Consider the following 12,254-nt stretch of genomic DNA (forward strand, 5'->3'; position numbering starts at 1 on the left):
GATGGAAAACCTGCTCAAGAAACTCGACCTCACTTCGCTGCGCCTGTTCGTCGCCGTCTGCCAGGAGGGCAACATCGCGCGCGCGGCCGAGCGCGAGTTCATCGCGTCGTCGGCGGTGAGCCGGCGCATCGCCGAGATCGAGACGATGATTGGTCTACCGGTGATTCAGCGCCAGTCGCGCGGCATTACCGTGACGCCGGTCGGCGAGACCGTGCTGCGTTACGCGCTCGCGATCATCGGCAATATCGAGCAGATGAGCGCGGAGCTGTCGCGCTTTTCGTCGGGCGTGAAAGGGCGCGTGCGGGTGGTCGCGAATCTGTCGTCGATCGTGCAGTTTCTGCCTGAAGACGTGGCCGCGTTCGGCCGCGCGTTCCCAGACGTATCGATCGAACTCGAAGAAGAAAACAGCGCAGACGTGCTGCGTATCGTCGACGAACACGGCGCGGATTTCGGCATCTGCAATCGGGTGGTCGGTAGCGACGCTTTCGCGCAGGTGCCGTATCGCCAGGACCGGCTAGCGGTGCTCGTGCCTGGCGGTCATCGGCTCGCGGGGGCAACGCGCGTCGCATTCGACGAACTGCTCGACGACAGCTTTGTCGGCCTGCGCAGCGAAAGCGCGTTGACGCGTCTGCTCGCGCAGCAGGCCGCGAGCGCCGGCCGGCCGCTCGACGTGCGGATTCGCGTGAGCAGTCTCGACGCGCTATGCCGGATGGTCCATGTGGGGCTCGGCATCGCGATCGTGCCCGAGCAGGTCGGGCTGCTGTATGTGAATACGCTCGACGTGCGCTTGCTGCCGCTCGGCGATGCATGGGCCGAGCGGCAGCTGATCATGATCTTCCACTCACGCGAGCAGTTGAGCGCGAGCGCGGCGGCATTGGTCACGTTTCTCGGCGCTCAGCGGTAGAAAGCCGGGAAAAAACACGAGATAAAGAGCCGCGTAAACTAAAGAGCCGAATAAGCGAACGGCGACTCGGCCCCGCACCGCGCTGCAACATCGAGCATTCGCGAAACGAGACGGCAGCCTTGCCAGACCAACACTTCGGCATCGACCTCGCGCGCCGTATAGTGGGTGCAAGGAGAATGCCTCGATGAGCGATACGATTCGTCTGGACGGCCGTGTGCTGTATCTGTCGCAGGACCCGGCTGTGATGGACGCGCAACTGGCCGGCAAAAATTTCACGCGCGCGGCCGCGGGCCCGCTGCGCGACAACGTTTCCACCGACGAGATCACGCCAGTGACCGTGATGCTTACATACGACGAGCGCCTCGGCCAGTATCCGTACGTTGGTTTCAAGGCGGGCGAGCGTCTGCCGATCGGCAGCAACGCGATTAAGGACGGCGGCTTCCAGGTGACGGTGGCGGGCAAGCGCTACGGCAAGGGCTCGTCGCGCGAGTCGAGTCCGCTCGCGGAGTTGTCCGCCGGTATCCGGCTGATCGTCGCCGAGAGCTTCGAGCGGATCTATCAGCAGAACTGCGACAACATCGGCATTCTGACCACCACCGATTTTTCCGTGCTCGATCGCTTGATCGCCGGCGAAGCCGTGCCGATCGACGAATTCCTCAAAGGCCGCGACGCGCTTACGCAGCAGATCATCCGTAGTGGCGGGCTGCTGGCGTACAGCAAATTCGCGGACTGGCCGGCGCCGGTCGAGCGCGATGGCGCCGTTGCGACCGATGCGGCGCCCGCCGAACCGAAAACACTGGTCGAGAAGATCATCGAGCGCCATCTGCATCCCGGCTCCGCGAGCGCGCGGCGTGGCGACGGCGTGTTTATCGCCGCCGACTGGCGCTTTAGCCACGACTATTTCACCGGCATGTGCGCGCATCTGATGCATCGGGCGTTCGGCAAGCCGGCGCCGCTGTATGCGCCGGATCACATCATCGCGTTCCAGGACCATCTGGTGCTCGCGCCGCAGAGTATTCCGCACGTGCGCGACGGTTTGCTGCCGGGCGTCGCGAATCTGATGCAAGGGCATACGACGTTCGCGCGCGACTATCCGGTGCGCGCGCACGGCGCGCTCGACGGCGTGCCGGGTTCCGAAGGCATCTGTCATGCACTGATGGCCGAGCAATACGTGTTGCCGGGCCAGGTCGCGTGCGGCACCGATTCGCACACGCCGCATTCGGGCGCGCTCGGCTGCCTCGCGTTCGGTGCGGGTGCCACCGAGATCGCCAATAGCTGGGTGACGGGCTACGTGCGCTGCAAGGTGCCGCAGACGTTGCGCATCGAGATCGACGGCCGCCTGCGCGATGGTGTGAGCGCGAAAGACATTGTGCTGCACCTGCTGCATCTCGACGCGATCCGCTCCGGCGGTGCGGTAGGACTCGTGTTCGAATACGGCGGCGACGCGGTGCGCGCGATGTCGATCGATGAACGCGCGACGCTGACGAACATGGTCGCCGAACTCGGCGGCTTTACCGGCATCGTCGAGCCGGATGAACGCACCGTCGCGTTTCTGAAAGAACGGCGCGGGATCGATTTCGCGCTTGAAATCTGGATGAAAAGCGACGTCGGCGCGGTCTATAGCGACACCATCCGCATCGACGCCAACGCGATCGAGCCGATGCTCGCGCGTCCGGGCGACCCCGGCAACGGCGTGCCGGCGCAGCAACTCGACAAGGACGTCGCAATCGATATCGCGTACGGCGGCTCCTGTACCGCGGGCAAGCGCGAAGACTTCGATTTCTATCACGAGGTATTGCGCTGGGGCATCGAGCATGGCATTCGCGTGGCGGACCGCACGCGTCTGTATCTGCAGTTCGGCACAATGGCGGTGCGCGCGTATTGCGAGGAACAGGGCTATCTGCCGGTGTTCGAACGCGCGGGGGTGACGCTGGTGATGCCGGGCTGCGGGTCGTGCGCGAACTGCGGGCCTGGGCAGTCGGCCAATGCAAAGGACGTGACGATCAGCGCGATCAACCGGAATTTCCCGGGCCGCTCGGGGCCCGGCGGTGTGTGGCTTGCGGGTCCTCATACCGTTGCAGCGAGCGCGTTGGCCGGAAAAATCACGAGCTTTGAACAATTGAAGCGCGAGCACGGCTAGAATGCTGGCCGGAATCCGGCCTCAAAGCATCGTGGCGCGTGCGGCACACGACAATACGCAAGGCCGGCGTTGAACCGGCTGTGGCGAGCGATGTTGTTTGTCGCCAAGCCAGTGGCATGGGACCGGAGTAAGAGCTTTGCATGGGACCGGAGTAAGCGCTAAAAGCGCCAACTCCCGTCGACAAAGGAGACAAAACATGGCATCCCCCGACCACGCGGAGTCCGTCGCAAGCAGCGGCGACAATGCGGCGTATCCCCCAGGCGCGGCGAGTCACGCAGCCGACACGATCCACCTCAGCGCGTCGCTCGACGCCGGCAGCATTTCGGCACGCCTCGACCGGCTGCCCGCCACGCGTTCCATCTGGAAGTTCGTGGTGCTGCTGAGCCTCGGCTTCTTCTTCGAACTCTACGATCTGCTTTATTCCGGCTACGTCGCGCCGGGTCTCGTCAAGAGCGGCATCCTCACCGCGACCACCCACGGGCTGTTCGGCTCGACCGGCATCGCGAGCTTTATCGCCGCGCTGTTCAGCGGCCTGTTTATCGGCACGATCGCGTGTGGTTTTCTCGCGGATCGCTTCGGGCGCCGTGCGGTGTTCACGTATTCGCTGCTCTGGTACACCGCGGCCAACGTCGTGATGGCCTTTCAGGAAACCGCGACCGGCCTGAATTTCTGGCGCTTCGTCGCAGGCGTCGGCATCGGCGTCGAACTGGTCACGATCGGCACGTACATCTCGGAGCTCGTACCGAAGCAGATTCGCGGGCGCGCATTCGCGTGCGAGCAGGCGGTCGGCTTCACGGCGGTGCCGGTCGTCGCGTTTTTGTCGTGGTTTCTGGTACCGCGCACGCCGTTCGGGGTCGACGGCTGGCGCTGGGTCGTGCTGATCGGCGCGCACGGCGCGCTGTTCGTCTGGTGGATTCGCCGCGCGCTGCCGGAAAGCCCGCGCTGGCTCGCGCAACGCGGACGTCTTGCCGAAGCCGATCAGGTGATGCGCGCGCTCGAAGCGAAAGTGCGCAACGAATACGGCCGCGAGTTGCCGCCCCCCGCGCCGCCGGTGCCGGTCGCGCCGCGCGGCAGCTTCCGCGACATGTGGGTGCCGCCGTACCGCAGCCGCACGCTGATGATGACGATCTTCAACATCTTCCAGACAGTCGGCTTCTACGGCTTCGCGAACTGGGTGCCGACGCTGCTGATCAAGCAGGGCATCACCATCACGACGAGCCTGATGTACTCGAGCGTGATCGCGCTGGCCGCGCCGATTGGTCCCGTGATCGGCCTCTTTATCGGCGATCGTTTCGAGCGCAAAACCGTGATCGTCGTGATGGCCGCTGTCAATATCGTGTGCGGACTGTGGTTCAGCCAGGCATCCGGCGCCGTGCTGCTGGTGAGCCTCGGCGTATGCCTGACGCTCGCGGGCAACATCATTTCGTACAGCTATCACGCGTATCAGACCGAGTTGTTCCCCACCAGCATCCGGGCTCGCGCGGTCGGTTTCGTCTATTCGTGGAGCCGTTTTTCGGCCATTTTCACCGCATTCATGATCGCGGCCGTGCTGCGCAACTTCGGCACGACCGGCGTGTTCGTGTTCATCGCCGGCGCGATGCTGATCGTGATGCTGGCGATCGGTCTGATGGGGCCGCGCACCAACGGGCTCGAACTCGAGAAGATTTCGGAGTAACGCACGCTCAGAACAACTGCGTTTGCCCGGACATCAGCGTCGCGAAGTCGTCGCGCAGCAAGGGCAGAATCGCGTCGGCCACCGGCTCCAGTTGCCGCGTCACATAGTGCTCGTAGTCGATCGGCGAGCGCAGCGTTTCAAGCGGCTCGGGGCCGGCTACCGTGATCAGGTAGCTGATCCAGCCGCCGTTCTGATATTGAAGCGGGCGTCCCTGCTGGCGGTTGAATTCATCGGCGACACGAGCGGCGCGTACATGCGGCGGCACGTTGCGCTCGTAAGCGTCCAGCGGCCGGCGCAACCGTTTGCGATAGATGAGTCGATCGTCGAAGCGGCCCGCGAGCGTATCGCGCACATAGTCGCGCACGTAATCCTGATACGGCTGCTGCCTGAAGATGCGCCCATACAGCTCCTGCTGGAATTGCTGCGCGAGCGGCGTCCAGTCGGTGCGCACCGTTTCGAGCCCTTTGTAGACGATGTCCTCGCTGCCATCGGGCAGTACGGTGAGACCCGCGTAGCGTTTCTTGCTGCCTTCCTCGGTGCCGCGTATCGTCGGCATGAAGAAGCGCCGGTAGTGCCGCTCGAACTGCAATTCGAGCGCGCTGTCGAGTCCGAAGCGCGCGTGCAGTGTGTCGCGCCACGCGGCATTGATATGGTCGACCAGCGCGCGCCCGATGCGCGCGGCGTCGTCTTCGCGATGCGCGTGCTTCAGCCATACGAAGGTCGAATCGGTGTCGCCGTAGATCACCTCGTAGCCTTGCGCCTGAATCAACTCGCGCGTCGTGTGCATGATCTCGTGACCGCGCATCGTGATCGACGACGCCAGACGCGGATCGAAAAAGCGGCAGCCGGTCGAACCGAGCACGCCATAGAACGCGTTCATGATGATCTTCAACGCTTGCGACAACGGCTTGTTGTGCTCGCGCTTGGCCGCTTCGCGAGCCTCCCACACCTGCGCGACCACCGAAGGCAGACAGTGGCGCGTGCGCGAGAAGCGCGCACCGAGAAAGCCGGGCACCGAGTGTTCGTCGTCGGGATGCAGCATGCCTTCGATCAGACCCAGCGGGTCGATCAGGAACGTACGGATGATCGATGGATAGAGGCTCTTGTAGTCGAGCACGAGCACCGAATCGTAGAGACCGGGCCGCGAATCCATCACGAAGCCGCCGGGGCTCGCGGCACCGGGCACGTCGCCGAGGTTCGGCGCGACATAGCCTTGGCGGTGCATGCGCGGCATATACAGATGCGTGAAGGCGGCGACCGAGCCGCCGCTGCGATCGGCGGGCAGCCCGGTCACGCTCGCGCGTTCGAGCAGGAACGGCAACAGCTCCGTCTTCGCGAAGATGCGTGTGACCAGCTCGCAATCCTTCAGGTTGTAGCGCGCGAGTGCGGGCTTGTCCTCGTCGAAGCGGCGCTGGATTTCGTCCATGCGCTGATACGGGTTGTCGATCGCCTTGCCTTCTCCGAGCACCGAACGCGACACATATTCGAGGCTGAACGACGGGAAGCTCCACGTCGCCGAACGCAGTGCTTCGATGCCGTCGATAATCAAACGGCCCGCCGCGTCCGCAAAGAAGTGATTGCGCGTGACCCCATGCTCGCGCCACTCCATCACCGCGCCGCCGCGGCCGATACGCAACGGCACACGATATTGCTCCGAATGCTGTTGCAGCACCTTCAAATCGAACTGCACGAGATTCCAGCCGATGATCGCGTCGGGATCGTGCCGTTCCATCCATTCGATCAGCTTTTCGAGCAATTGCGCGCGGGTTTCGCAGTAGTCGAGCTTGAAGTCGAGCTGGCCTGCTTCGGCATTCGGCGGCCCCAGCATATAGACCTGGCGTTCACCGCAGCCTTCGAGCGCGATCGAATACAGCTCTGCGTGCGCACTGGTTTCGATATCGAGCGAAACGAGTTTCAGCGGCGGACGGTAACCGTTGGCGGGTTTCAGTTCGCCATTCACTAACGAAGCTGCCGCTGGACTCGCGTAACCCGCTTGTTGCGGCTCGCCGGTGAACCACACCGGCGCGGTGATGAAGCGCTCCATCATATAGCGCTCGGGAGGCTGGATGTCCGCTTCGTATACGTCGACGCCGCCTTCTCTCAGGCGCTTTTCGAGGCCTTTCAATTGACGGTATTGCGGGCAGTAAAGCCCGATAACCGGCCGATGCTGGAAGTCGCGAAGCTTGAGCGCACGCAGCTCGATTTGCGTTTCGCGGCGTAGGATCGTTTCGGCGCGCTCGCGCTGTTCGGCGGGAAGGAAAGCGACAGACGGCTGAGCGCGCAAGCGGAGGTGGCGCGGCCCGCTGTCCGTGGCCAGCCAGAATTCGATCTCCGTGCCGGCGGGGGCATCCCGCCAGTGTCGCGTCAAAATAAAACCCTGCGCAAACTCAGTCAAACTTCCACCTTTTATCGGGCGTCATCGCCTCGCGCGATTTTACCGCCGCGGGCGGTAGCGCTGACATGCGGCACTCTGAAGTTCGACAGACGGATGGAGCAGGGCGGTGTACTGCGAATAAAAAGGCGCTTCGTATCGAAGCGCCTCACCACACCAGTTCGCCGGAAAGCCCGTTCAGGCTTCGAGCGCGAGCGTCGCGAAGGTGCCGAGCCAGTGCTCGCCCATGTAATCGCCGGCCACATGCGCGAGCGCGCTTTGCAGGTGATGTTCGGCGGTTTCGAACAGCACCGCGCGGCGCACGTCGCCTGCGGGCAGCGCACGCGCGAGCGAGCGCTGGCACCATGCGCGGCTCAGATTGAGGCCGTCGAGATGCGCGATCTTGCCGTCGCTGCGATCCGTGACGGTGACCGGTTCGAACAGCGTCGCGGGCTTTTTCGCGCCCAGCTCGGGCAGAAAGCGGCCGAACCACTCGGTGAATTGTGCGGGCGGCAGCACGCGGCGCATCAACTCCGCTTCCATCAGCGACGGCGACAAGAATTCGTCGCCGGCCGGCTCCCATGCCTGGCATCCGACGTCGTTCAGAAACCAGCGCTCGGCGGTGCTGACGATCAGCGCTTCCAGCGATTCGCGCGACGTCTGCCGCGCGAAATCGAGCGTCAGCGCGAGCGCGAACGCCATGTTGAAGTGCGTGCCGACGCGCAGCGGATAGGTCGCCTTCGGCAAAAACTCCTCGAAGCGGTTGACGAACGCCGCCGTGAGCGGCGCGAACGTCTTGCTCCAGCGCGCCGCTTGCGAAATCTTCAGCGACGCCAGTTGCGCGCTCAGCGCGAGCAGCCACGCCCAACCGTACGGACGCTCGAAACCGCGATTGTGCGGCAGCTCCAGATAGGCGAGTTCACCGGCGACGTTTGCGTCGGTGAAATGCTCGTCGACCACCGCGACGATGCGCGCGGCTTCGGGCAGGTCGGGAAAGCGCTCCAGCAGATGCAGGATCAGCCAGTAGCCGTGCACGCACGAATGCCAGTCGTAGCTGCCGTAGAAGATCGGATGCAGCGCGCGCGGGCCCTGCACGTCCTGCGGTCCTGCGAGCGAGTGCGTGAGCTTGTTCGGATATTCGCGCGTCAGATGCGCGAGCGCGAGGTTGGCGAATTTCGATGCGAATTCGCGGGTGAGTTGGACGGTCATCGGCAGCTCCTCAAAAGCGGAATACGAACGGGTACGACAGTATGGTGTCGAAGATCGGCAGTAGTAAAGCGGCCGGCCATGATGCGTCGATCACGCCGTCCCGGTCTTTCAGTCGCGGCCCGTGCATCACCGCGCGTCACCCCCCGAGCCGTCGCCCTGAGCGGTCAACTGCCGCAACTGCTCCAGCAGCTTGACCGCCGGACTCGGCAAGATCCCCTGCCGCCTTCTAAACGCGGTCAGCGTACGCCGCCCGACGACCCCCGGCATCGCCAGCGTATCGAACACACGAGCCTTGCTCTCGGTCAGATACATCGTCGACGCCATCCAGCTCAGGAAGCCCGACCGCGCGACCAGACTCTTCAACGCCGTGATCGAGCGCGTTTCCACCACCACATTCGGCAGCCCCAGGCCTTGCCCGGCGAACACGCTTTGCATGTGCTCGAACGGCGCGGTGCCTCGCGGCGGAATCGCCCAGCGTTCATTCAGCGTATCGGCCAGCGTGAGATCCGGTTTGCGCCGCAACGGATGATCGATTGCCGCGACCACATAGCTCGTATCTTCCCAGCGGCAATCGGCGATCGCCATGATCTCGTCGGTATCGGGAACCGCCATGCTCAGCGCGAGATCGATGTCGCGTTTGACGAGTGCATCGGCAAGCCGGTCCCAGACGCCTTCGATGATCTGCACGCGCAGATTCGGCCACTTGCCGAGCACGCCGCTGACTGCCAGCGGCAGTACGAGGCTCGCGATGCTGCCCACCGCGCCGACGCGGATCGTGCCGCGCGCGAGCCCGCGCAGCGCGTCGATTTCCTCGCGTGCCTGTTCGGATTCGCGTTGCAGCAGGATGGCATGCGGCAGCAGCGCCTCGCCGACCGCCGTCAGATGCATGCCGCGCGAGTGGCGCTCGAATAACGGCGCGCCGACCTGCTCCTCGAGACGCCGGATAGTGCGGCTCAGCGCCGGCTGCGTGATGTGCAGCGCTTCCGCGGCGCGGCCGAGGCTGCCGCTTTCGACGATCGTCGCGAACGCCTGCAATTGCTGAAGGTTATAAGTCATGCCAAAAGGTAATGCCTTTTTGCAAATTAGGCAATTTCGGGTTGGCGAGGCGGCCTGGATAATGGTCGTCATATCTTTCGCGCTCACCAGACAGGAGACTTCGCATGACAGGCAGCGCGCAGCAACACAATCACGGGCAGGCAGACGTACGCAGCGCAGAGCGCGCTGAAGGTTCAGGCGCCCGCCAATGGACCGTCCGCGACGCGGTGATCGACTTCGCGCGCCGCGTCGGCATGACGTCGATCTTCGCGAACCCCGGCTCCACCGAGCTGCCGATGTTCCGCGATTTCCCCGCCGATTTTCGCTACGTCCTCGGCTTGCAGGAAGCGGTCGTGGTCGGCATGGCCGACGGCTACGCGCAGGCCACCGGCAACGCAGCGTTCATCAACCTGCATTCGGCGGCGGGCGTCGGCAACGCGATGGGCAACATCTTCACCGCGTTTCGCAACCGCACGCCGCTGGTCGTTACCGCGGGTCAGCAGGCCCGCTCGATTCTGCCATTCGACCCGTTTCTCGCCGCAACGCAGGCCACCGAACTGCCGAAGCCCTATGTGAAATGGAGCATCGAGCCGGCGCGCGCGCAGGATGTGCCGCTCGCGATCGCACGCGCTTACGCGATTGCGATGCAGGAGCCGCGCGGCCCGGTGTTCGTATCGATTCCCGCCGACGACTGGGACCGGCCGGCCGAGCGCGTGGCCGAGCGTGAGGTCGCGCACGTGATGCGCGCCGATCCCGCGATGCTCGCGCGCATCGGCGCGGTGCTCGACGCGTGCGAACGGCCCGCGTTCGTGGTCGGCAGCGCAGTGGATCGCGCGGGCGCGGCGGCGGATGTGGTGCAGCTCGCGGAGCGCCATCGTGCGCGCGTCTATGTCGCGCCAATGACCGCGCGTTGCAGCTTCCCGGAAAATCATCGGCTGTTCGCGGGCTTTCTGCCGGCGATGCGCGAGCGCATCGTCGAACAGCTCGAGCAGCACGACGCGATCTTCGTGATCGGTGCGCCCGCATTCACGTATCACGTCGAAGGCAGCGGTCCGCATGTGCCGCCGGGCGCGCAGCTGTGTCAGTTGATCGACGATCCGGGCGTCGCCGCCTGGACGCCGCAAGGCATCGCCGCGGCCGGCAACGTGCGGCTCGGCGTGCAGGAACTGCTCGCGCGTGCCGCGCCGAAAGCGCGCGAGATGCCCGCGCCGCGCGCCGTGCCGCCGCGCGCGCTGCCGCCGGCCGCAGGCGAGCGGATGTCGGTCGCGTTCGCGTTGCAGACGCTTGCCGAAGTGCGCGACCCCGACGGCATCGTCGTCGAGGAAGCGCCGAGTTCGCGGCCCGTGATGCAGACCTATCTGCCGGTCACACGCCCCGGTGCGTTCCTGACGATGGAAAGCGGCGGCCTCGGCTATGGGATGCCCGCGTCGATCGGCGTCGCGCTGGCGCGGCCGGGCGAGCGCGTGATCGCGCTAATCGGCGACGGTTCTAGCATGTACTCGATTCAGGCGATCTGGAGCGCGGTGCAGCTGCGGCTGCCGATTACGTTCGTGATTCTGAACAACGCGCGCTATGCGGCGTTACAGGATTTCGCGCCGGTGTTCGGCTTCGGCCCGCATGAGACGGTGCAGGGCACCGAACTGACGGGGCTCGACTTCGTCACCCTTGCGGCGGGCATGGGCTGCCCCGGTGTACGGGTGAGCGACGCAGTGCAGCTTGGCGACAGCTTGCGCGAGGCGCTGTCGGTTGATTCGACGGGTAGCGCGCAAGGTGGTCCGACGCTCGTCGAAGTGATCATCGCGTAACGCGTCACGCATTTCCATTCGAAACCGGAGACAAACGATGAAAACCGTATCCATGCTGATCGGCGGTGAACAGGTACAGGCACGAAACGGCGCGAGTTTCGAGCGCCGCAACCCGCTCGATGGCGAGGTGGCGACGCGCGCGCCGGCCGCGACGGTCGAAGATGCAGTGGCCGCGGTCGACGCCGCGGCCGCCGCGTTTCCCGTGTGGTCGGCACTGGGCCCGAGCGAGCGCCGCGCGTTGCTGACGAAGGCCGCGCACGCGCTCGAAGCGAAGGCCGACGCATTCGCCGCCACGATGGCCGCCGAGACCGGCGCATCCGGCATCTGGGCCGGCTTCAATGTGCATCTTGCGGCGGCGGGTTTGATCGAAGCGGCCGCGCTCACGACACAAGTGGCCGGCGAACTGATTCCGTCCGATGTGCCCGGCAGCCTCGCGATGGGCGTGCGCCAGCCTGCGGGTGTCGTGCTCGGGATGGCGCCGTGGAACGCGCCGGTGATCCTCGCGGTCCGCGCCATTGCGCTGCCGCTCGCCTGCGGCAACACGGTCGTGCTCAAAGGCTCGGAGATCTGCCCGGCGACGCACGGCCTGATCGTCGAGGCGATGCAGGAGGCGGGCTTGCCGCGCGGCACTGTCAATTTCGTGACGAACGCGCCCGCCGACGCGGCGCGCATCGTCGACGCGATGATCGAACACCCGGCCGTGCGTCGCGTGAACTTCACGGGCTCGACGCGCGTGGGCCGCATCATCGCCGAAAGCTGCGCGCGCAATCTGAAGCCCGCAGTGCTCGAACTGGGCGGCAAGGCGCCGCTCGTCGTGCTCGACGACGCCGACATCGGCGCTGCCGTGAACGCGGCCGTGTTCGGCGCGTTTGCGAATTCCGGGCAGATCTGCATGTCGACCGAACGCATCATCGTCGACGAAAGCATCGCCGATGCGTTCGTCGATCAACTCACTCCGCGGGCGCGCGCATTGCCGCTCGGCGATCCGCGCAATGGCCCGGTCGTGCTCGGCTCGGTGGTCGATATGAGCACCGTCGAGCGCTGCAATGCGCTGATCGACGATGCGCTCGCCAAGGGCGCAACGCTCCTGTGCGGCGGCAACAGCGAGACCACGC

At 65.1% G+C, this 12,254-nt stretch carries 8 protein-coding genes; 5 read left to right on the forward strand and 3 right to left on the reverse strand.

The features are described from left to right. The first annotated feature begins 1 nt into the window (after position 1). From VGH68_RS06180 to VGH68_RS06190, 3 genes are all read left to right on the forward strand, one after another. On the forward strand, positions 2-904 hold the full coding sequence (locus VGH68_RS06180) for a LysR family transcriptional regulator (RefSeq protein WP_331602653.1): 903 nt from the start codon (positions 2-4) through the stop codon (positions 902-904). A gap of 184 nt (positions 905-1,088) precedes the next feature. Continuing rightward, the gene (locus VGH68_RS06185; RefSeq protein ID WP_331602654.1) at positions 1,089-3,044 is read left to right on the forward strand and encodes an aconitase family protein; all 1,956 of its coding nucleotides are present in this window, start codon (positions 1,089-1,091) and stop codon (positions 3,042-3,044) included. 196 nt (positions 3,045-3,240) lie between these two features. Next, a complete protein-coding gene (locus VGH68_RS06190; RefSeq protein ID WP_331602655.1) occupies positions 3,241-4,719 on the forward strand; it encodes an MFS transporter in 1,479 nt (492 codons plus the stop codon). A 7-nt stretch (positions 4,720-4,726) separates the two neighbouring features. On the opposite strand, the gene VGH68_RS06195 is transcribed toward VGH68_RS06190, so the two are convergent. The 3 genes from VGH68_RS06195 to VGH68_RS06205 form a co-directional block, all read right to left on the reverse strand. Further along, the gene (locus tag VGH68_RS06195; RefSeq protein WP_331602656.1) at positions 4,727-7,114 is read right to left on the reverse strand and encodes a DNA polymerase II; all 2,388 of its coding nucleotides are present in this window, start codon (positions 7,112-7,114) and stop codon (positions 4,727-4,729) included. Between the two features lie 174 nt (positions 7,115-7,288). Further along, positions 7,289-8,299 (reverse strand): DUF2891 domain-containing protein, encoded by a 1,011-nt coding sequence (locus tag VGH68_RS06200; protein ID WP_331602657.1) that lies wholly within the window; start codon positions 8,297-8,299, stop codon positions 7,289-7,291. Positions 8,300-8,425: 126 nt separating this feature from the next. After that, positions 8,426-9,355 (reverse strand): LysR family transcriptional regulator, encoded by a 930-nt coding sequence (locus tag VGH68_RS06205; RefSeq protein ID WP_331602658.1) that lies wholly within the window; start codon positions 9,353-9,355, stop codon positions 8,426-8,428. 104 nt (positions 9,356-9,459) lie between these two features. On the opposite strand from VGH68_RS06205, the gene mdlC reads away from it, so the two are divergent. Both mdlC and VGH68_RS06215 read left to right on the forward strand, forming a co-directional pair. Continuing rightward, complete coding sequence (gene mdlC, locus VGH68_RS06210; RefSeq protein ID WP_331602659.1) at positions 9,460-11,139, forward strand: benzoylformate decarboxylase; 1,680 nt, start codon at positions 9,460-9,462, stop codon at positions 11,137-11,139. 37 nt (positions 11,140-11,176) lie between these two features. Continuing rightward, a partial coding sequence (locus VGH68_RS06215; RefSeq protein ID WP_331602660.1) for an aldehyde dehydrogenase family protein occupies positions 11,177-12,254 on the forward strand: 1,078 nt, incomplete at its 3' end.

Source organism: Paraburkholderia sp., assembly GCF_036488505.1.
GTDB lineage: Bacteria > Pseudomonadota > Gammaproteobacteria > Burkholderiales > Burkholderiaceae > Paraburkholderia.

Excerpts from the sequence above, each read along its gene's own strand:
- mdlC (WP_331602659.1), top strand. The coding sequence starts at position 9,460 with ATGACAGGCAGCGCGCAGCAACACAATCACGGGCAGGCAGACGTACGC.
- VGH68_RS06205 (WP_331602658.1), bottom strand. The coding sequence starts at position 9,355 with ATGACTTATAACCTTCAGCAATTGCAGGCGTTCGCGACGATCGTCGAA.
- VGH68_RS06180 (WP_331602653.1), top strand. The coding sequence starts at position 2 with ATGGAAAACCTGCTCAAGAAACTCGACCTCACTTCGCTGCGCCTGTTC.
- VGH68_RS06200 (WP_331602657.1), bottom strand. The coding sequence starts at position 8,299 with ATGACCGTCCAACTCACCCGCGAATTCGCATCGAAATTCGCCAACCTC.
- VGH68_RS06185 (WP_331602654.1), top strand. The coding sequence starts at position 1,089 with ATGAGCGATACGATTCGTCTGGACGGCCGTGTGCTGTATCTGTCGCAG.
- VGH68_RS06190 (WP_331602655.1), top strand. The coding sequence starts at position 3,241 with ATGGCATCCCCCGACCACGCGGAGTCCGTCGCAAGCAGCGGCGACAAT.